The organism is Phosphitispora fastidiosa (genome assembly GCF_019008365.1).
Classification (GTDB): domain Bacteria; phylum Bacillota; class Thermincolia; order Thermincolales; family UBA2595; genus Phosphitispora; species Phosphitispora fastidiosa.
Genome location: NZ_JAHHUL010000015.1, coordinates 39,604 through 60,349 on the forward strand (window position 1 = coordinate 39,604; position 20,746 = coordinate 60,349).

General features: G+C 44.7%; 20 protein-coding genes. 17 read left to right on the plus strand and 3 right to left on the minus strand.

Annotated elements, in window-relative coordinates:
• Window positions 1-11: 11 nt before the first annotated feature.
• The 6 genes from ispE to Ga0451573_RS13435 all read left to right on the plus strand — a co-directional run bounded on the left by ispE (window position 12) and on the right by Ga0451573_RS13435 (window position 5,540).
• Window positions 12-878, plus strand: coding sequence for a 4-(cytidine 5'-diphospho)-2-C-methyl-D-erythritol kinase (gene ispE, locus Ga0451573_RS13410; RefSeq protein WP_231684708.1), 867 nt, complete (start codon window positions 12-14; stop codon window positions 876-878).
• Window positions 879-950: 72 nt separating this feature from the next.
• Window positions 951-1,655 (plus strand): GntR family transcriptional regulator, encoded by a 705-nt coding sequence (locus tag Ga0451573_RS13415; protein WP_231684640.1) that lies wholly within the window; start codon window positions 951-953, stop codon window positions 1,653-1,655.
• Between the two features lie 16 nt (window positions 1,656-1,671).
• On the plus strand, window positions 1,672-2,427 hold the full coding sequence (locus tag Ga0451573_RS13420) for a nucleotidyltransferase family protein (RefSeq protein ID WP_231684641.1): 756 nt from the start codon (window positions 1,672-1,674) through the stop codon (window positions 2,425-2,427).
• A 195-nt stretch (window positions 2,428-2,622) separates the two neighbouring features.
• The gene (gene spoVG, locus Ga0451573_RS13425) at window positions 2,623-2,886 is read left to right on the plus strand and encodes a septation regulator SpoVG (protein WP_231684642.1); all 264 of its coding nucleotides are present in this window, start codon (window positions 2,623-2,625) and stop codon (window positions 2,884-2,886) included.
• Window positions 2,887-3,160: 274 nt separating this feature from the next.
• A complete protein-coding gene (gene glmU, locus Ga0451573_RS13430) occupies window positions 3,161-4,531 on the plus strand; it encodes a bifunctional UDP-N-acetylglucosamine diphosphorylase/glucosamine-1-phosphate N-acetyltransferase GlmU (RefSeq protein ID WP_331459424.1) in 1,371 nt (456 codons plus the stop codon).
• Between the two features lie 61 nt (window positions 4,532-4,592).
• Window positions 4,593-5,540, plus strand: coding sequence for a ribose-phosphate diphosphokinase (locus Ga0451573_RS13435; RefSeq protein ID WP_231684643.1), 948 nt, complete (start codon window positions 4,593-4,595; stop codon window positions 5,538-5,540).
• A 283-nt stretch (window positions 5,541-5,823) separates the two neighbouring features.
• On the opposite strand, the gene Ga0451573_RS13440 is transcribed toward Ga0451573_RS13435, so the two are convergent.
• On the minus strand, window positions 5,824-6,726 hold the full coding sequence (locus Ga0451573_RS13440) for an IS1634 family transposase (RefSeq protein WP_231684644.1): 903 nt from the start codon (window positions 6,724-6,726) through the stop codon (window positions 5,824-5,826).
• A 313-nt stretch (window positions 6,727-7,039) separates the two neighbouring features.
• Between Ga0451573_RS13440 and Ga0451573_RS13445 the strand changes: the two genes are divergently transcribed.
• The 3 genes from Ga0451573_RS13445 to Ga0451573_RS13455 all read left to right on the plus strand — a co-directional run bounded on the left by Ga0451573_RS13445 (window position 7,040) and on the right by Ga0451573_RS13455 (window position 8,750).
• The gene (locus Ga0451573_RS13445) at window positions 7,040-7,603 is read left to right on the plus strand and encodes a DUF4277 domain-containing protein (RefSeq protein WP_269438273.1); all 564 of its coding nucleotides are present in this window, start codon (window positions 7,040-7,042) and stop codon (window positions 7,601-7,603) included.
• Window positions 7,604-7,641: 38 nt separating this feature from the next.
• Window positions 7,642-7,911, plus strand: coding sequence for a hypothetical protein (locus Ga0451573_RS13450; RefSeq protein WP_231684646.1), 270 nt, complete (start codon window positions 7,642-7,644; stop codon window positions 7,909-7,911).
• Between the two features lie 467 nt (window positions 7,912-8,378).
• On the plus strand, window positions 8,379-8,750 hold the full coding sequence (locus Ga0451573_RS13455) for a hypothetical protein (protein WP_231684647.1): 372 nt from the start codon (window positions 8,379-8,381) through the stop codon (window positions 8,748-8,750).
• Between the two features lie 174 nt (window positions 8,751-8,924).
• Here the strand turns inward: Ga0451573_RS13455 and Ga0451573_RS13460 are convergent, their stop codons facing one another.
• Window positions 8,925-9,761: a DegV family protein gene (locus Ga0451573_RS13460; RefSeq protein ID WP_231684648.1), complete on the minus strand. Its 837-nt coding sequence runs from the start codon at window positions 9,759-9,761 to the stop codon at window positions 8,925-8,927.
• A 197-nt stretch (window positions 9,762-9,958) separates the two neighbouring features.
• Between Ga0451573_RS13460 and cooS the strand changes: the two genes are divergently transcribed.
• Both cooS and Ga0451573_RS13470 read left to right on the plus strand, forming a co-directional pair.
• Window positions 9,959-11,872 (plus strand): anaerobic carbon-monoxide dehydrogenase catalytic subunit, encoded by a 1,914-nt coding sequence (gene cooS, locus Ga0451573_RS13465; protein ID WP_231684649.1) that lies wholly within the window; start codon window positions 9,959-9,961, stop codon window positions 11,870-11,872.
• A gap of 167 nt (window positions 11,873-12,039) precedes the next feature.
• Entirely contained in the window at window positions 12,040-12,591 is a 552-nt protein-coding gene (locus Ga0451573_RS13470) for a YpiB family protein (protein WP_231684650.1), read from the plus strand.
• A gap of 69 nt (window positions 12,592-12,660) precedes the next feature.
• Here Ga0451573_RS13470 and Ga0451573_RS13475 read toward each other — a convergent pair whose 3' ends face one another.
• The gene (locus Ga0451573_RS13475; RefSeq protein ID WP_231684651.1) at window positions 12,661-13,551 is read right to left on the minus strand and encodes a PRC-barrel domain-containing protein; all 891 of its coding nucleotides are present in this window, start codon (window positions 13,549-13,551) and stop codon (window positions 12,661-12,663) included.
• A 140-nt stretch (window positions 13,552-13,691) separates the two neighbouring features.
• Between Ga0451573_RS13475 and Ga0451573_RS13480 the strand changes: the two genes are divergently transcribed.
• The 6 genes from Ga0451573_RS13480 to Ga0451573_RS13505 all read left to right on the plus strand — a co-directional run bounded on the left by Ga0451573_RS13480 (window position 13,692) and on the right by Ga0451573_RS13505 (window position 20,595).
• On the plus strand, window positions 13,692-14,345 hold the full coding sequence (locus Ga0451573_RS13480; protein WP_231684652.1) for a 50S ribosomal protein L25/general stress protein Ctc: 654 nt from the start codon (window positions 13,692-13,694) through the stop codon (window positions 14,343-14,345).
• 99 nt (window positions 14,346-14,444) lie between these two features.
• Window positions 14,445-15,011 carry an aminoacyl-tRNA hydrolase gene (pth, locus tag Ga0451573_RS13485; protein ID WP_231684653.1) on the plus strand — a complete coding sequence of 189 codons (567 nt, stop codon included), beginning with the start codon at window positions 14,445-14,447 and terminating at the stop codon, window positions 15,009-15,011.
• Between the two features lie 17 nt (window positions 15,012-15,028).
• Window positions 15,029-15,433: a hypothetical protein gene (locus tag Ga0451573_RS13490; RefSeq protein ID WP_231684654.1), complete on the plus strand. Its 405-nt coding sequence runs from the start codon at window positions 15,029-15,031 to the stop codon at window positions 15,431-15,433.
• Window positions 15,430-15,669 carry a hypothetical protein gene (locus tag Ga0451573_RS13495; protein ID WP_231684655.1) on the plus strand — a complete coding sequence of 80 codons (240 nt, stop codon included), beginning with the start codon at window positions 15,430-15,432 and terminating at the stop codon, window positions 15,667-15,669. Before Ga0451573_RS13490 ends, Ga0451573_RS13495 begins: the two co-directional genes overlap by 4 nt.
• Window positions 15,670-15,899: 230 nt before the next feature.
• Complete coding sequence (gene mfd, locus Ga0451573_RS13500; protein WP_231684656.1) at window positions 15,900-19,424, plus strand: transcription-repair coupling factor; 3,525 nt, start codon at window positions 15,900-15,902, stop codon at window positions 19,422-19,424.
• Between the two features lie 67 nt (window positions 19,425-19,491).
• Window positions 19,492-20,595, plus strand: a complete 1,104-nt coding sequence (locus tag Ga0451573_RS13505) for a peptidyl-prolyl cis-trans isomerase (protein ID WP_231684657.1) — start codon at window positions 19,492-19,494, stop codon at window positions 20,593-20,595.
• The last annotated feature ends 151 nt before the right edge of the window (window positions 20,596-20,746 follow it).

Here is a 20,746-nt window from a genome sequence, read left to right on the forward strand (position 1 = left end):
CTTTGAGACGAATGGAACTCGATGCAACCGCTAAAATTAACCTGACCCTGGACATCCTCGGGAAACGTCCTGATGGATACCATGAGGTAGAAATGGTAATGCAGGCAATTGAACTTCATGATGTGGTGGTCCTGGAGGAGACCGGAGAAGGGATTGAGGTTGTTACCAATCATCCCGGACTTCCGGGAGGCCCGTCTAACATAGCATACAGGGCAGCTTTACTTATAAAAGAGAGTTTTGGAATAAAAAGCGGGGTAAGGATTCAAATCAGCAAGAATATTCCCCTGGCTGCGGGACTGGCAGGAGGGTCAACAGATGCGGCAGCGGTACTTAAGGGGTTAAACTCCTTGTGGGAACTGGGCTTAAGTTATGAAGAGCTTTTAGCCCAAGCGGTACTGATAGGTTCCGATGTATCTTTCTGTATCAGAGGTGGAACCGCTTTAGCCAAAGGACGAGGGGAAGTTATCACTCCTCTGCCGGATGCTCCCGAACTGTGGCTGGTCTTAGTAAAGCCTCCGCTTGATGTCTCCACAGCCCAAATTTACAGGGGCTTTGACCCTGCGAGGGTTGCCGGCAGGCCTGACACCCGGATGATGGTTTCCTCAATTGAGAGAGGCGATAAGGCAGGCATAGCAGGAGGTCTGGCTAATGTGCTGGAATCAGTGACTTTATCGGAATATCCGGTTGTCGGGCAGATTAAGAAGCGTCTGGAACAGGCAGGGGCGCTGCGGGCCCTGATGTCAGGAAGCGGGCCGACCGTATTTGGCATAACCCATGACTTGAATCAGGCAGAGGAAATTGCCGCAGGCCTGAAAAAGGAGATGGAAGGTATGTTTATAGGGGTATCCCGGACATTGCGCGCAGATAGCAGGAATTAGGAGAAAACATATCGAATAGACTATTAACCGATAATAATAAATTTTACCAGCCGCATGAAAGGGAGAGAAACAATGTCTGAAAGTAGATTAATTCCGGTTACCCTTGATAATTACAAACCCTTAAGGGAAATAGTATTTGAAACACTGAGGGAAGCCCTCATCAACGGAGTGCTGAAACCCGGGGAAAGACTCATGGAGATTCAGCTTGCTGAAGAAATGGGAGTCAGCCGGACTCCGGTAAGAGAAGCCATCCGAAAACTGGAACTGGAAGGGTTCGTTGTCATGATACCCCGGAAGGGCGCCTATGTGGCCGGGATTTCGGTCAAGGACATAGCCGATGTTTTTGAAATCAGGACTGCCCTTGAGGGCCTGGCAGCAGGCCTGGCAGCAGAACGTATTACTGAAGAGGAATTGGAGCAGCTGGAACGTATTCTGGTCAAGATAGGAGAATGTGTTCAGAGTAACAACCTGGAAAAACTGGTTGAGGTGGATACCGAATTCCATGATACTCTTTTTAAGGCTAGCCGGAATGAGCGGCTGGTACAAATTGTGAGTAATCTTCGCGAACAGATACAAAGGTTTCGGACCACGTCTCTTTCGACACCGGGGCGGATGAAATATGCCCTTGATGAACACAAAAAAATAGTTGAAGCCGTCTCGGAACGAAATGTAGAATTGGCTCAGGCCTTGGCCAGGGAACATATTGAAAATGCTGAAAACAGCATGCTGGAAAAGTTAAATGAAGTAAAAGATCCCGGGCCAGAAGAGCAAATCTAGTTAAGGAGTTATTCAAATGCTTGATGCTATAGTTGTTGCCGGCAGTGACAATTCCGGACCTCTGAGGGACTGCAGTAACGAGCCCTACGAGGCTATGATCAGAATAGGGAGCAAGCCTATGGTCAGGTATGTCATTGATGCCCTTAAGGAATCAGGGATAGTTCGCAGAATCGTGGTTGCGGGTCCAAAACAGTTAGGGGAGTTCTTGACTGATGATTGTGTCAGTGTAGTGCAGACAAAATACGGAATAATCGAAAATGCTGTTAAAGCCATGGAATATGTTGACACATCTGCTCCTGTCCTCATTGCCACCTGCGACATTCCGCTGCTGACGGCACAGGCAGTGAAGGACTTTGTGGATTTAAGCCTGAAATACGATGCTGACTTTTTCTATCCGATAGTTTCGATGAATGAAGTATACAACCGGTTCCCGGAAATTGAGCGAACATCGGCGAAGCTCAAAGAGGGCAGGTTTACCGGAGGGAACCTTTTTATTGTAAACCCTGATGCTGTACCAAGAAGCGCCGAAAAGGCCAGGGAGTTTGTAAATTACCGCAAAAGCCCGGTTAAATTATGTCGTATTCTGGGGTTTAAATTTGTCTTCAAGTTTATATTAAACCTGCTTTCCATTCCCGAGCTCGAAGCCAAGGTTTCTGAAGTACTTGGCATTAATGTAAAGGCAGTAGTCACAAAATACCCTGAAATTGGCATTGACGTTGATAAACCCAGTGACTATTCAATCGTATCTCAATACCTCGACCGGCCAGCCTGAGTGCTGGTCTTTTTCGTCGATTCCCTCTTAATTCGCCACATTTTTCCCTAAATTTCAGGCATAACCAGTATCCATTCTCAGTAAATTAGAAATTTTCTTAAAATTTTGCACTTGCAGGAAGGAATTCTTTGGTAAATGAAGAATATCGAAATTTAACGAATGATTTTGATTGGGCTGAAAAGGGGGTTGCAAAAAATGAATGTCACTGATGTGCGGGTAAGAAAAATTAACCAGGACGGCAAGATGAAGGCTATTGTATCTGTGACTCTGGATGATTCCTTTGTTATCCATGATGTGAAGGTTGTTGAAGGCCAGAACGGTCTGTTTGTAGCGATGCCGAGCCGGAAAACTCCTGACGGGGAGTTCCGGGACATAGCTCATCCGATTACGTCAACTGCCCGAGAAGTGATACAGTCTGCTGTGCTTGAAGCTTACCAAAATGCTTTAGCTACAGCTTAATGGTTAAAATGTGAACAGGAGTGCAGATTCCTGTTTTTTTTTGTACTTCAACAACTAACTTTTCCACAATTGTGGAAAAGTTTAAGGAATGAAGTATAAAAAGGCGCGCACATCGGGAACTGAAAGATGCGCGCCTTTTTAATCTCTGATTGCAAAGTTGAAGTTTTCTGTGGACCGCAGGAAAACCCGTATTTACGTGGAATATTAATTTTATGCTAAAATGTCAGAATTATGGTAATTATAATAACTAATCAAAAGGGAGGAGAGCTCTTTCGTGAATGTAGTGGCAATTATTTTGGCAGCCGGAAAGGGAACGCGGATGAAGTCCCGAATGCCTAAAGTGCTGCATGGCATATGCGGCAAACCGATGCTGGAACATGTAATTGGCGCCGCTGTAGGAGCCGGTATCAGCAGGAATATTGTGGTCATCGGGCACGGCGCAGATACGGTCCGGGAATCCGTCAAGCTTGATGTTGACTGGGTTGAACAGACTGAGCAGTTGGGCACCGGTCATGCCGTAATGCAGGCAGAACGGCTGTTAAGTGATTTTACCGGCAGTATCCTGGTGTTGTGCGGGGATACCCCGTTAATCTCATCTGATACGCTGCAGCGGCTTTTGCAGAAACATAAGGAATCGGGGAATTCCGTTAGTGTATTGACCGCTGATGTTGGGGATCCATCGGGCTATGGGAGGATTATTAGAGGCGATGATGGCGCTGTAACCGGGATTGTGGAACACCGGGATGCTTCAGAAGACCAGTTAAAGATAAATGAAATAAATACGGGAATTTACTGTTTTGCAGCTAAAGAGTTATTTACAGCTTTGCAAACTATTTCTCCGGCCAATGCCCAGGGCGAGTATTATCTTACTGATGTAATAGCAGTGATAGCTTCTAATGGTGGGCGGACGGGAGCTGTTAAAGTGGAGGACGCTCTGGAAACCATGGGGATTAATGACAGGGTCCAGCTTGCTGCCGCCGAGACCCTGATGCGCAGGAAGATACTGACCGCACATATGACTGCGGGAGTGACAATCATTGACCCCGACAACACTTACATAGGCAGTGAGGTTATTATTGGCTGTGATTCCGTTGTATATCCTGGCACGGTCATGGAGGGGAAGTGTTGTTTTGGAGAAAATTGTATCCTGGGGCCATACTCAAGATTAACTGATGTGAAGGCAGGAAATGCATTAACCGTGCAGAATTCTGTTATTAGTGATGCCACGACCGGCAATGGCGTAACTATCGGACCATTTTCCTATATCAGGCCCGGAACTGTACTGGGGGATAATGTAAAGGTAGGCGATTTTGTAGAAATTAAGAATTCGGTGGTGGAGAATGGCAGCAAAGTCCCGCATTTGAGTTATGTAGGTGATGCTCATATTGGAGAGCGGGTTAATATTGGCGCCGGGACCATTACCTGCAATTATGACGGAACAGAGAAATGGCAGACCAGAATTGGAAACAATGCCTTTATTGGCAGTAATACCAATTTGGTAGCGCCTGTAACAGTAGGGGAGAACGCTATTATAGGCGCTGGTTCAACGGTGACCAAAAATGTTCCCGGTGGGGCTCTCTGTATCGAAAGAGCAAAACAAAAAGTTTATCCTGACTGGACTACTAGAAAAAACAAGAAAAAGTGATATAATAGATAATTGGGTTAAAATATCTATATTAATTTGCTGGGGGGGTTTTTGCAAGCCAATGCCAATCTTTAACCGGAAACTCAAAATCTTTTCTGGAAATGCGAATTTGAAACTGGCCGAGGAAATAGCCGAATACCTTGGGGTATCAATTGGCGAATCAAAGGTTTCCAGGTTCAGTGACGGTGAGATTCATGTAAAGATCAATGAGAGTGTCAGGGGTGCCGATGTATTTGTAATCCAGCCTACCTGTGAGCCTGTTAATGACAATATCATGGAGCTTTTGATCGTCATTGATGCACTTAAGAGGGCTTCAGCCCGGAGAATTACTGCGGTTGTGCCTTACTACGGATATGCCAGGCAGGATAGGAAAGCCAGGGCCCGTGACCCGATAACTTCGAAATTGCTGGCAAATGTGATTACAGCAAGTGGGGCCATGAGAGTAATTACCATGGATCTGCATGCAGGTCAGATACAAGGATTTTTTGATATTCCTGTGGACCATTTGCCGGGAGTTCCGATTTTGGCTGAATATTTCCTCAGCAAGAATCTTGATAATTTGATTGTTGTCTCACCTGATCTGGGAGGGGTTACCCGTTCCCGGGATATGGCTGAGCGTATTGGGGCATCCATAGCTATAATCGACAAGCGTAGACCTGAACCTAATGTTGCTGAAATCATGAATATTATCGGAGATGTTGATGGCAAAACAGTTGTTATGATTGATGACATAATTGATACTGCAGGGACCATAACTCAGGGTGCAGCTGCCCTTTTGGAGCGGGGTGCCAAAGAGGTTTATGCCTGCTGTACTCATGGAGTCCTGTCCGGTCCGGCTATGGACAGGCTGCAGAAGTCACCCATTAAAGAAGTTGTGGTAACAAATACAATCCCGCTGCCCGAACATAAAGCAATTGACAAAATTAAGGTTCTTTCGGTGGCACCGCTTCTTGGGGAGGCCATAATCAGGATTCATGAGGATTTGTCAGTAAGCAAGCTTTTTGCATAGCGGTTATTGACAGCTACTTCGTTGATTTATTGATATAGTGCTAAAAACCGCGTTGAGACGCGGTTTTTCTGCGTACAGGAAAGTACAAATTGAAACCTGAATTCCCGTCAAATTATACCTATGATGGAACATTAACCCCGAGGCACTCATAGAGGCACATCTGCTTTTTAGTCATTGGGTGTGAATATTCTTTAGTGTAAATGGAATAACCATCCAAATATTTGGTAATAACGCATATTCCGCACCCTTACGTAGCACTTAAAATTGATTTTCTGCCCCTCAATTAAATTTTGGGTACTGTTTTAGGCATAGTATAAATGGTATCATCAAAACCAACTAACTTTAAGAGACGTAGAATTTGCGTATTAACAAGGTTTTTAGGTAACAAGCGGTTAATCTTTCCACCATTTACGATACGGACAATTTGCATTGACTTCAACATTTCAAGAAGGGAAGTACCTGTAGGTGAATTGCTTTTCCTTTTGCCAGGTAAAATTAATGGCTCTGTTTCTTCTTTTAACTTTTGCCTTACCCGGCGTTCCAAAAGGGCATATATAAGTAAAGCCATAAGGAACACAAAACTTAAAGCTAATACGCGTTCTCGATTTTTCACATAGATGCCGTCAACAAATACAGGATCCTTCAGGAATCTAAACCTAACTTCCACTGCCGTCTGCTCTTTATACTCTTTTAAAATATCAATAGCTGACAGTTCTTCTTCTTTTAAGACATTGGTCATTAAAACGAAGGTACCGGCCTTGGCTCGCAAATTAGATACGGTTTGTTCACTGGGACTTTGAATTTCTATGTTTAACCGCCAAGTTGTCTCTGTCTCCGGTACTGCGCCCTTTTTGGGTCGACCTGCTTTTCTTTTGATGGTTACTATTTCTTCTGCTATCCCGTTTATACTATGCAGTATGCGTTTGTGTCCGCTGATAAAAAGCTCCAGTTCTTTTTCAGCGTCGGCGCGGCAATAAAAAGTCCTTTTGCCTAACTCCAAACAATCTTTTTCCAGTTCCATTCGTTCTTTTTCAATGTGTCTGGCAATGGTCTTTTCTTTTCTGGCATCAAGTGCAGTCGACTGGATGACCAAGCACCGGTAATTACTTCCGTCAATTTCTCTGATGGTGCTTTGGCAGCGATATTGGGAGGCATTTTTCTTATTGCTGAAAGTACCGATTTCCAACCAGTTACGCAGACACTACCTCGATTTCGGTTTATGGTGAATATGACAGAGAAGGAAGTATTAATATAACCAATGGCTACAGCAAAGAACTGATTCTGCGCTAGTAACCAGAGACAATCTGAAAATCATTCAACAGCAAAATATAAAGTTTATTTCTAGACTACCAGAAACCTTTGGTCTGGCCGAAGAAGTAAAGCAATGGTCCTGGGAACGGAACAGAAGGGCTTACCGTTTTACCGGCTGGCAGTGCGCCTTTAATAGCAGCTATGTGTGATGAAATAGAATTGGCAAGAATTGTTGATAATATTGTTTTATGGATCCCAAACAATGCCGTGTATCACCAGGCACCTTGATTAAAGGACTTGTAATCAATGTTCTGTCAGGCCGTAAGGCACTATACAAGGTTTTCGAATATTTTGCGGAACAAGATTTAGAAGTATTGTTTGGCTCGGGAATTGAAGCCGATGCCTTTAATGATGATGCTCTGGGCCGTGCATTGGATAAATTAGCATTCGTACACCCTAATAGGGTTTATTCAAATATAGTTTTATCTGCTATTACCAAGCATGATATAGATTTTAAAGGAGTTAGTGGCTTTAGCGGCTACCTGCTACCAAGTGGGGTAAACTTTACAGAAGAAGACGATGGAAACTGGAGTGTGACTATAAAGTGGGATACTGTAGACAATAATGTAACGGCTGCCTGTGAAGTTTTAACTAAAAACACAGCCAGTGATTATAATCTATGGAAATGGGCTCACTTGGCAAATGGAGAGAATGTGCAAGCATGGAGCGCTTGGCAAGCCGATGGTGCACCGTTCAATCTATTTGGTCCTATAGTTGAATTTCAGAGTTTTTATTACTGGACACCCTATTAAAAGATATTATTAATAGTAAATTAAAGGAGGATTGCTTAATGAAAAAATGGTTAATTGCAAGCATTTTAACAATCTCTCTGCTTTTGGCAGGTATCTTTGTCGCGTATGCCGCACAAGATGAAATACCTACTGTTGACAAAATGGACCCGGTTGCCGAAGAGTTTGAAAAGAACAAGGGTGAAGCAGTTGATTTAATTGGTATTCCTGTAATTATTAAAAACAAGGACGGTAAGGTCTATAAGACCACTACCGATAAATTTATTAAAGAGAAGGATAAGATTGAAAAGGAATTAAAAGTGAAATTTTAATGAACTGGTTTTCCATAATATGATGAGTCAAACGGGGCTCATTTTTTTTGTTCTGACTAAATAATCCATATTAGGCATTGAAATAGTTAGAGAAACGCAAGCCTGCAGCGGGATCGAAAACACCGTAAAAAAACCAATTGCAGTGGATGCGGACCATCACTTTATTGTGGGCATCCAAATGAGCAACAGAGCAGCAACCAAAAGCAATGTGAAGGCATTTGTTTTTTCCGGGGGTGCAGCTTTTTCAACGGCTAGTTAATTTGCAAAATACTCAATTAATATATTCATACATAAAATAAAAAAAACAATAACCATTAAAAATGCAGGAAAACAGATTAGCGGATTTAATTTATACAATATCCACCCACTATATGTGTAAATAACTGACTAAGGTGAAAGGAATGTGTTTTATCATGAAAAATGATATTCAGATTAATAAGTTTATATTGGGATGTATCTTTTTGCTTATGGCGATATTGTTTTATATTTTTTCAATTAATGAAAAAGCTTTAGCAACAGCATATCAGAAAATGAATAATTGGGTAGAATTCTCGATTAAAGCTTCGGTTATTAGCTTGTTATTAGGAGTTCTATTTGAATTGATATTTTTATATCCCCATAGAAAGTGTGAGTTGAGAATCAATGCTAAGATTATACCAGCAATCATGCTTATAATTGTAGGAGTTATTCCTCACATCTATTGGTATTCATTGATATTGAAATCCTCTCCTTTTTTTAAACTAGTATTAAACCCTCTAAGTGTTAGTAAAACACAAGTAGTTATAAATGTATTTGCAGGTATCTTATTAGTAAAATCCTCTCTTCGCAGAAATGAATGAAAATACTGATTTACTACCATCACATTGCTGGACTTTCATTTTGGACCCCAAAGAAATGATAAAACCGGGCATAGCGGGGGTGCAGCTGTTAAAGAAGCATGGCAAACACTGAAAAAACTTTCCCCGAAAGAACGGCTGAGACCATAGTAAATTGGTCTCGGCCTTTTCTAAAGTCTAAAATATAACGACACCCACAAGGCCCGGGCCGGTATGTACAACCATAACGGGACCTATCTGGCCTGTTACTATTTCTTCAACATTATCGAGTGTGTTAAGTTGACTAATCAAAAAATCTGCCTCCTGCCGGGCATCTCCATGAAACACTGCGATTTTAACTGTCCTGCCTTCGGCTGCCTGCCGGATAATTTCTAACATCCTGTTTAGAGATTTTTTTCTGCCCCGGGTCTTTTCATATGTATAGTATTTTCCCTCATCGTTTATGGATATAATGGGCTTTACCTGCAGTATCTCCCCCAGAGAAGCCGCTACATAGCCAATTCTCCCGCCTCTTTTCAGGTATTCAAGGGTGCCGACAACAAAGAAAGTCTGCACCCGGTTAATTACCTCTTCAGCCCTGTTGACTACCTCGTCAAAACTGCTCCCTTTGGAGACTTCTTTTGCTGCTTCCAGGACAGGAAAGCCTAACCCCATTGACAGGGACTTGGAGTCCAGGACCCTAATTACAATGCCGCTGAATTCCGCAGCTGTGTTCCGGACCATCTGTATAGTGCCGCTTAAGCCGCTGGAGATGTGGATACAGAGGACATGGGTGAAGCCGCTGTTTTTCAGGTGTTCAAATAACTGAAAAGCATCAGAGGGACTGGGCAGCGAGGTTTTAGGGACTTCCTTTTCGAGGTTCCGGTACACTTCCTCCGGGGTAATGTCAACCCTGTCGGTAAATTCACGGTCAGTGTAGATTATTTTAAGCGGGAGGACACTAATCCCATATTGTTCAAGTTGTTCATTTTCCAAATCACAGGTGCTGTCAGTTACAATAGCGATTTTTTGCATAATAACCACCTTTCGCAAGTGAATATACTGTATTCAATTAAAAGGGGAATTATACATTATTCAACAGAAATGCCATATATCCTCCTGTGGATGTGGGAATGAAGCCAGAGCGCCTGTCGGCAAAGCTTTCTGAATTAAAAGAATAGAGGTGAGGAAAGCTATCCTAAAGCTTAACATGTTACAAGGAGGATGTACACGTGACCAATAAAACCAGGCACCGTTTGGATGAAAAAGTCAGTATCCATGAGTCTGTTCAGGAAATGTATCAACGATTGCATGAAGATGGGATGAGCAATACTTTCGACCGCTTTGAGCCTCAGGAAAAAATAAGGTGCAACTTTTGCGTATCAGGAACTAGCTGCCAATTATGCACCAATGGCCCCTGCCGCATTTCAGAGAAGACCGGGGCCACTCTTGGAGTATGTGGGATAACTCCTGATGCCATGGCGATGCGGGACATGCTGCTGAGAAATGCTATGGGGGCTTCAACTTATGCCCATCATGCCTATGAGGCCTTCAGGACCTTGAAGTCCACTATTGAAGGGAAAACCCCCTTCGGAATCACTGACAGGGAGAAGCTTTACTGGTTTGCCGGACAGTGCGGGGTTAATACAAATGGTGATCCGGGTCAGGTGGCTTTGTGGCTGTCAGATTTTCTGATGTATGAGCTTCATCGCGGATATGATGAGCCCAGCCGGATAATTGCGGCATTTGCACCTCCCGCGAGGCAGAAGGTGTGGCGGGATCTGGCTATCTATCCTGCAGGGACACTGCATGAGATTAAGGATGCTGTGGCCAGTTGTCTGACAAATGTTGACGGTGACTTTATATCACTGGCGAAGAAGGGACTCCGGCTGGGGGTAGCCACGATTTACGGAGCCCAGATAGGTCTTGAAATGGTTCAGGACATCCTTTTTGGAACTCCCATGCCTCATGAGGTGGAAGTAGACCTGGGGATTCTGGATCCGGAATATATTAACATTGTTTTTAACGGGCACGAACCATGGGTGGGGATGGCAACTTACTATGCTGCCAAAAGACCTGAGGTTCAGCAGCGTGCTAAGGACGCCGGAGCAAAAGGATTACGGATTATCGGTTCCATAGAAACAGGGCAGGAGATGCTGCAGCGGCTTCCCATAGATGAAGTGTTCAAAGGTCTGACAGGCAACTGGCTGACAATTGAACCGGCATTGGCGACTGGGGCAATAGATGTTTTTGCCATGGATGAAAACTGTTCACCTCCTTTTTTAAAGCCTTATGAGGAAAAGTACGGCGTAACCCTTGTGAGTGTTAATGATCTGGTTCGGATTCCGGGCGTCAGCAGAAATTTTGATTACAAACCCCCTGAAGCAGTCGGCATTGCCAATCAGTTGTTAGACCTCGCTGTGGGAAACTTTACCCGGCGTAAGGGAAAAATTACACCAAGAGTACCCCAAAAGGTTACCAAGGCAATTTCAGGGTTCTCCACAGAGGCGGTGCTTAAAGCTCTTGGGGGCACTCCCGAGCCTTTGGCCGGGGCCATAAAGGCCGGTAAGATAAAAGGCGTGGTTGCTCTGGTAAACTGTACTACTTTATCTACCGGACCCCATGATTATATGACTGTCAACCTGGCTAAGGAGCTTATCAGAAGGGATATTCTTATTATTAGCGGCGGATGTGGCAACCACGGTCTTGAAGTTGCCGGACTGTGCAACCTTGAAGCCATTGAGATGGCAGGACCGGGGCTTAAAGAGGTATGCCGGAGCCTCAAAATACCACCGGTGCTTAGCTTCGGAACCTGTACCGATACGGGCAGGATTTCCATGTTAACAACAGCCCTGGCCAATCATCTGGGGATTGACTCCGCAGATCTGCCGGCGGCTGTTACGGCACCCCAATACATGGAACAAAAGGCGACAATAGACGGCATGTTTGCTCTGGCATACGGGCTTTACACCCATCTATCACCCACACCTCCCGTGGCGGGGGGGCCTGAGCTGGTCAAGCTTTTGACAGAAGACCTTGAGGGTCTCACGGGTGGTAAGGTAGCTCTGGGCGATGACCCGGTTGAGGTCGCCGCAGGCATAGAGGAACATATCAAGAAAAAAAGGACTAAAATCGGCCTTGATTAAGAAAAAATTGATTTTTCGGATGGGGTTCCCCAAGAATTGAATGGGGGGCCCCGTTTTTTGGGGGGGTACGTTGTAAGGCCATAAATTACCACACCTGCTAGGCAGGTTTTTTCGGCAGGGTTGTCTAATTGATATAGTCGACTAAACAATAGAGTTGGGTGGTAAATATGGAAGAAGCAGTAATGTTATATAAAAAGAAAAAGTTTATTGACGAATTTTTAAGTAAATATGCACTAAAGAAACGGGAGGCTTCCCAAGTTCTGAATTTTCTGCGCTCCAGGGACGGGCTGTTAGCCAATACCTATTTTGTGGAAAATGTCAGACACCTTCCGAATGCCTTGATTATTTCTGCATCTAATGCAGCAACGGTTTCATTCCTGTGTCGGATTGATAACGAATATTATGAGGATATCGAAGAAATTATTTCTTTGTTGGACCTGGAAGCTCCTGAAGAATTATTTGTCTGGCTTTCTTTTGAGGAGGACTACAGGTGTTCTGTCTGCAATACTGATTTGGAAATAGCGCCTGAAGTCAGGGAGAAGGTTTTCTATTATCAGGTTATTCGGGCTTTGGAACGCGAAATGAGCCGGAAGATACTGGACCGGGAAGAGCGGAAGGCAGAAATGCTGGCCGAGATTGACCTTGCCTTGGAGAAGGGTGACAGGAAAAAGTTTGACTACCTGGCAATCAGGTATAAAAAGCTTTTCAAGGCATCCTAGGAGTTTTTTACAGGAATTGAAATGGAAGACGGGGCGGCCCTGAAGTTAAAGGGCGGCCCCACTTTGGGTTTATTTGGTGTTGGCCTCTTCCGGGGTGTTAACTGCCTCCTCAGGAGTATCAGCCTCCGGCTCTGCAGAATTATTTTCCGGCACATCAGGAGAATTTGCTGTCTCATTGTCTTCAGGTTCCACGCATTCGCTGTCGGAAACTCCGGTAATTATTTCTTCATTTTTTATTTCCACTTCACTGGTTACATCAAGACCAGAGTTCGGTTCGGGGAAATTTTCGTTTCCGGAGTCTTCTGCTGCATCAGCTGCAGGTGATGTACTGGGGTTATCATTTTTTTCATACTTGTCTTTAATGTTTTTACGGATTTTTCCGGTGCGTTTTTTAGTGGTTTCCCAAAGTGTGGAGGTGCTTTCTTTCAGGTTGTGGATAGTTTCATTTAACCCGCCGTCGACCTTTTTCAGATATGTTTCTGTACCTTCATTAACAACAATGATGTCTGAACCCAGTGTCCTGATATGTTCCGCCGGCATGAGCGCCTTGCCCTTGAAAAGACTCTCCAGAAATTTACCGCTGATTTCGAAGCATTCGATTTTTCCGGTTATTTCATCAATATAATATTCGTCAACTACCCCTAACACGGTTCCGCTTTCTGTGATTACCTTGACGCCAATGGGATTAATATTTTCCTTGATTAGCTTCAGCATGTGGGGGAGGCTCATGGTTCTCTGCACATTTGCCGACTGGTCTATGGTAATGGCATCATCACCCATACTCCGGACCTTTGTGTAGGGGATTATTTTTTGTTCCCGGAACCATCCGCGCTGGTCAATAATTATTGCGGCAATCTCCATTTTGGACGGGTCCACAACTATATTTTTGGATGCACCAATCTGGATACCTTCTTCTAAACTTATTATCGGCATGGAGATAAATTTACGGCTCTTTCTCAATTTTAAAACCCCCCAAAAAATTCTTTGCTACCATATTATTCATGAGACATGTTTGTTATACCATTTTCCGGGAAATACTATAACAAATTTGATTGTTAGCCTGGAAGGCTGATTTGACAATTAACAGAGGGGGTATGAAAATGGTTGAGGCAAAGATAGGCGCCAGCCTGAGGCCAAGTACCAAAGGAAGCTATCGGCACTATTTACGGGATAACGGGAGGATACCGGCGGTGGTTTATGGGAAGGGCATTAAGGGACAGGCCATTGAACTGGATGCCAAGGATCTGGAGTCCGTGATTCGCCAAAAGGGGCGTAATGTTCTTATTGACCTGGATGTAACAGGAGGGTCGGAGCAGAAAAAATATGTTGTTATGATTAAAGACCTGCAAAGAGATCCTATCCGTAGAGATATTGTCCATGCCGACCTGTGTAAAGTATCCCTGGAGGAAAAATTACGTACAACCGTTCCTCTGGTGTTAAAGGGCGAGGCTGCCGGAAAGAAGACCGGGGGTGTTTTGCAAACCGGGCTGCGGGAACTGGAAATTGAGTGTACTCCCGACAAGATGCCGGATGCGGTAAATGTTGATATTTCCAGCCTTGAGACCGGTCAGCATATTACAGTGGCTGACCTTTTGGTATTTGGCGAGTTTAAGATTCTAACAGAACCGGATAAGATGGTTGTCATGGTAGCGGCACCCAGAGTGGCGGAAGAAAAGGAAGAAGACACCGTAAGAGATGCGGAAACTGCCGAAGCGGAAACCGAAGCTGAAACTGAAGATGCGGAGGTTTCTTAGAGCTTCCGCAAACATAAAAAGGGTTGCTAAAGTTTAAATTTCACAGGAGGAAAATTCCTTCAGCCCTCGAATAAACAAGTGGATAAAGGGGGATTCTTTGTGAAACTGATAATTGGATTGGGCAACCCTGGTAATAAGTATGCTTCCACAAGACATAATATCGGCTTTATGATTATTGATTACCTGGCCGGGGTTTTGGATATTAGCGTAGACAGAGTCAGATTGAAAAGCCTGGTCGGTGAAGGCTTTAAGGATGGTGAAAAAATAATTCTGGCCAAACCCCAGACCTATATGAATCTCAGCGGGGAAGCTGTGCTTGACATGGTACATTGGTATAAAACCGATCTGCAGGATATCCTGATAATCTATGATGATATGGACCTGCCTCTTGGAAAGCTGCGCCTTAGAATCAAAGGCGGTGCCGGAGGACATAATGGGATGAAGTCAATAATTTACCTGATACAGTCTGAAGATTTCCCCCGTTTGCGCATCGGCCTCGGTCGACCGGAGAATGAGCATTTGGAGAATATTGATTTTGTCCTCGGCAAATTCAGTGAAGCGGAAGCAAAGGTAATGACTGCAACAGTCAAAGAGGCTGCGGAGGCTGTACTGGCAGTAATTGAAAAAGGTGCTGCACAGGCTATGAATGAGGTAAATAAACTGTAAGCGGTCGGAGGGATGTTATGCTGTTTTTCGCGGCCGGGGCACTGGCTGCCATGGCTTCATGGATAGGGAACAGGCTGGCCTTAAAGTTAATGGGCGCCAGGGAAATAGTGCTATTAGCGCCTCTGATTGAAGAAGCCGCAAAGACCGGGGCAGCTATTCTGACCGGTAGTTCTTTAATCCTGACTCACGGAGCATTTGGCTTAATAGAGGGGGTTTATGATGCCTGGAATGCTGGTTTGCAGGGGCTGCAGGCCGGAGTGGCCAGTCTTGCCGGACACCTTTTTTACGGATATATTACCTTTATGGTTATGCAGAGGCATCATAGCTGGTTATTTGCTGTGTTGAGCGGGTATCTGCTGCACATGCTCTGGAACGTTACGGTGTTAAAATTTTTGGTTAAGAGAAGGAGGCAGTCAGCTTGAAGATCAGATTTTTTTGTGACTGCTGTGATTCCGTTTTTGATGAGACTGAGGTTGCTGAAGATGCATTTCCGGAGGAAATAGAAGCCTTGACCTGGGAGAACGGGAGGGGTATAATATTACAAGACGCTGACGATTACGGAGTTTTTTTCCTGTCAGTTTGTCCCGAATGTAACAGGGATCTCGGTTTTGGAGAGGAAGATAAGTTTGCCTTCTTACAAAAGCCGGTGTTGCACTAAAGCTTATAATATTTAATTTAAATATCGAACAGCGGTTAATCACCGGAGAGCAAGGGGATTGATATTCCCGGAGGCCTATCAGAGCTTTAGCCCAGGTGCTGGAGCTTTTTTAATATCCAGATACCACCGGATGCCAAAACCGGTGTTTTTTGGCGTGCACGTGTTTTTTGAGGGGTTTAAGGGAGTTCCGACTTAAGGCTTATTTCCGTTACAAGAAAGGGAATGCAATTATGAAGGTACACGGATTTTACGATCCATTGCGTGAAAGCTCAGATTATCTCTCACTGGTAAAAGGCCTTCAGAAAAAGACCGGATATCAGATGGTGTACGGGCTGTCATCAACTCAGACAAGCTATTTGACGGCAGGTCTTATCAGCGGCAGCAGGCAGCCGGTGTTTTTTGTAACTGCCGGAGCCCTGTCGGCTAAGAAAAAGTTTACTGACCTGAAATCCCTTTTACCGGATAGGGAAGTCCTGCTTTTTCCCGACCTTGACCCTGTTCCTTTTGGAGCCATTGCTCAAAGCAGAGAGGTTATGATACAACGTCTTCAAGCCCTTGACGGGATTATTGGGCATGAGGGAGCCATTGTGGTAATACCTGTTGAAGCGCTTCTGAAGAAAATTATTCCTCACCAGGTCTTTTATGAGTTTTGCCTAAAGATTGAAGTGGGGCAGCGGCTCGACCTGTCAGAAACGGTCAGGCTGCTGGTAGACCAGGGGTATGAGAAAGTGGATATGGTGGAAGGTCCAGGGCATTTCAGCCTCAGGGGAGGAATATTGGATATATATTCTCCGGTTTCGCAGAACCCGGTCAGGATCGAATTGTTTGATGATGAGGTAGATTCTGTAAGGGACTTTACCGTAGAGACACAGCGTTCTCTCGAAAAACGCAGCAGTATCACGATTATTCCGGCGCGGGAAGCTGTCTTTCCCGCGGAAAGAATTTTAAAAGCGCTGCCGCGGCTGAAAAAGGATTTTGTTACCGAAAAAACTATGCTCCTGAAAGCCGGAAAAAATGAAGCTTATAAGAGGTTGTCTGAAAGGATGGGTGACTTCCTGGAAAAACTTGACCAGGGAATAATTCCTGAGGGAATTGAGGCCCTGTTTTCGTATTTTTATCCGGATGGGGTCACGGTATTGGAGTATTTGCCTCAGGGATCAGCAGTTTTTATTGAAGAGCCGTCCCGGCAGAGGGACATTATTCAGAACAGGCTGCGGGAACAGGTAGAAATGCATGTGAGCCTATTGGAACAGGGACTGGCTCTTCCCGCTCAGCAGCATAATAACTTGACTGCCGAAGACCTTAACAGGGTCATGACACGGTATACCAGGATTGGTTATTCCCTTCTGCCTAAACAACATGGGGTAAAACCGGGTAACATTGTGAACTTTTCTGCTAAAACCATGCACATATTTAAGGGTAAAATTGACATCCTGGTTGATGAAATAAAAATGCTCAGGGAAAATGGCTTTGCAGTTGTTATTTTTGGAAGCACTCCCGGCAGGATGGAAAAGATCAGAGAGCTTCTCAAGGAAAACAGTATCTTTGCCGGTATGGAATCCGAACTCCCCCAGAGGGTTGCACCCGGGGAAGTTATCATCACATGTGGGCTGCTGGAGGCCGGGTTTGAATTAACTGCAGTCAAACTTGCTGTGATTACAGACTGGGAAATTTATGGACAGCCCAAAAAGACCCGCGTTGTCCGGGCCCAGACTCAGCAGGGAGCCAAGATAAGCCATTTTTCAGACTTGCGGCCCGGTGACTTTGTAGTCCATGTAAACCACGGTATTGGGAAATATATGGGTATCAAACAACTTGAGGTAGGCGGAATTCGGAAGGACTATCTTTTTGTCCAGTATTCCGGAGAGGACAAACTATATGTTCCGACAGACCAGATAGAGCTTATTCAAAAGTACCTGGGTGCAGAAGGGACGGCGCCAAAACTCTACAAATTGGGTGGAAGCGAGTGGAGCAGGGTTAAGCAAAAGGTAAAGGAATCCGTCAAAGACCTGGCCAATGACCTTATTGCACTTTATGCCGCCAGGCAGAAAATTCCGGGACACAGTTTTTCCCCGGATACAGTATGGCAGCAGGAATTCGAAGATGCCTTTCCTTTTGAGGAGACCCATGACCAGGTAAGCGCTATTGAGGATGTCAAAAAAGATATGGAAACTTCCAGGCCAATGGACCGTCTTTTGTGTGGGGATGTCGGCTATGGCAAAACAGAAGTTGCCATCAGGGGCATTTTCAAGGCTGTGATGGACAATAAACAGGTTGCGGTCCTGGTCCCCACAACTATACTCGCCCAGCAGCATTTTAACACCTTTAGGGAGAGGTTTACGGGATATCCTATCCGGGTGGAGATGTTAAGCAGATTTAAGTCTGCAGGGGAACAGAAAGGAATTATAAGTGACCTAAAAAAAGGGTTGGTTGACGTTATTATCGGAACTCACCGCCTGCTTCAGGGAGATGTGGAATTTAAGGAGCTTGGCCTGGTAATTATTGATGAGGAACAGCGTTTTGGGGTTACCCACAAAGAAAAACTAAAATATATCAGGCAGACTGTTGATGTCCTGACCCTTTCGGCAACCCCCATCCCCAGGACTCTGCATATGGCTATGATTGGTGCAAGGGATATGAGTATCCTGGAGTCACCCCCGGAGGACCGTTATCCTGTCCAAACTTATGTGCTGGAGTTTAACCTGGAAATAATTGCTGATGCTGTCAGGCGCGAGATCGACCGGGGAGGCCAGGTCTATTTTGTGCATAACAGGGTCAAGGATATTGACAAAACAGCCCGGATGCTTCAGGAGGTGGCGCCGGAGGCACGTATTGCGGTAGCTCACGGACAGATGAGGGAAGACCAGTTGGAAAGAAGAATGCTGGATTTTATATCCGGTGATTACGACATTTTAGTTTGTACGACTATAATTGAAACAGGCCTGGATATTCAGAATGTCAATACCCTGATAGTGGATGAAGGGGACAAAATGGGACTTTCCCAGCTGCATCAGCTCAGGGGACGCGTAGGCAGGTCACACCGCCTGGCTTATGCTTATTTCACCTACAATAAAGATAAGAGCCTGACGGAAATCGCGGAAAAACGCCTGCAGGCCATTCGCGAATTTACTGAATTTGGTGCCGGGTTCAAAATTGCCATGAGGGATCTTGAGATACGGGGCGCCGGTAATGTCCTGGGACCTGAACAGCACGGTCACATGATGGCTGTGGGCTTTGATATGTACTGCAGGCTCTTGGAGGAGGCTGTTCATGAGCTGCGCGGCACATCGTCAGAAATCCTGCCCGAGCCGTCTATAGATTTGAATATTAATGCATTTATCAGTGATAATTATATATCTGACCCGGCGGTTAAAATTGAGGTATACAAAAAGATTATGCATATTGACACCCAGGAAGACTCCTTTGATGTTATGGAAGAGCTGGTGGACCGCTTTGGTGATGTTCCTGAACCGGTCGAAAACCTGATTTCTATTGCCCGGATAAAATCTCTGGCTGCTAAAAAAGGGGTCCAGAGCATTATTCAAACCAGAGATTCAGTGAGTATCAGTTTTCACGAACTATCAGGCATTAAGGTTGAACAACTGGCTCCGATTACGGAAATGTTTAAGCGGAGGGTATCTTATTCGGCAGCTTCAGGTTTTCAGATAATCCTTTCAGTAAAGAATTTAAGCGGCCCGGAGGTGCTCCGGAAATTGGAGAAGATGCTGGCCAAATTAGCGGAACAGGTAGAATAAACAACTTGAATATTAATATTTGTCGGAGTATAATAAATTTATGATTTTTATTAGGGGAGGGTAATTCATGGGAAGAAATCTGAAAAGAATCGTTGCTTTAATGCTTGTTCTCGCGTTCTCAATTGCTGTGACCGGCTGCAGTTCCAAAACCCTGGCTACAGTTAATGGGGCGAAGATATCAAAGGATGACCTGGACAAAAGAATGAACAAGGAAAAACTCTATTTAGAGCAGCAAGGAGCCTCGTTTTCCGGTCAGGAAGGTCAAATGATGCTGACAGCCCTGGAAAAACAGACCCTTGAGAAGATGATTGAACAGACCCTTATTGAGCAGACTGCAAAGGATGAGGGGGTATATCCTTCAAAGAGTGAGATTGACAAACAGGTTGAGGATATTATATCGAAGTTTGGCAGCAAGGCCGAATTTGAAGCGGCAATGAAACAGTATAATTATACATTGGAAGATATTGAAGATAAGGTTTCATTTGAAACAGCATATACCCAGCTCTATGAAAAAGTTACCGCTGATGTTAAAGTATCTGAGGATGAAATAAAGAAATACTACGATGATAATAAGGACCAGTTTAAAGACCCGGTAAAAATAGGCGCCAGAGCGATTCTTATCAAATATGACAACCCTAACCAGACTACCATGATGGGACAAGAAGTACCCAAAGTGGGCCGTAATGAGGAACAAGCCAAGGAGATGGCTGCAGGTATAATTAAGGAACTAGACTCCGGAGCGGATTTTGAAAAACTTGCCAAGGAGAAATCCGAAGATGCCAGGTCCAAGGAAGACGGAGGACTGGTTAAGGATATGCAGGAGAGCAGTCCTTATGCCAAAGGCACCGTAATGCCTCCTGAATTTGATGAAGCGGCCATGGCGCTTAAAGCAGGACAGTACAGCAAAGAGCCTGTGAAAACGGCCACCGGGTATTATGTAATTAAGCTGGAGTCCCTGACCGAAGAAAAACAGCTTTCCTTTGAAGAAGCCAGGGAACAGATTGAGCAAACCCTGCCGATGGTACAGAAACAGCAGAAGTTTGCTGAGTATATGGCCGGAGTAAAGGGAAATGCAAAAATTGTCAACAAGCTGGCAGAAGAAGCTCCTGCGACCGTTCCGGAAGCTCCGGCAATGCCGCCTGAGACAGGTTCCCAACAGCCGGCTAAATAAGCTAAATCAAAGTATTGGTACAAGTTAGCCAGGCTTAATGGAACATTGCTGCGCCTGACCAAAATCCGATGGAAAAAAATGAATAATTCCCTCTGCTCTGTTATATACTATCAATGGAAAGATCATTGTTAAAAAGTGCAGAAAAAGGAGG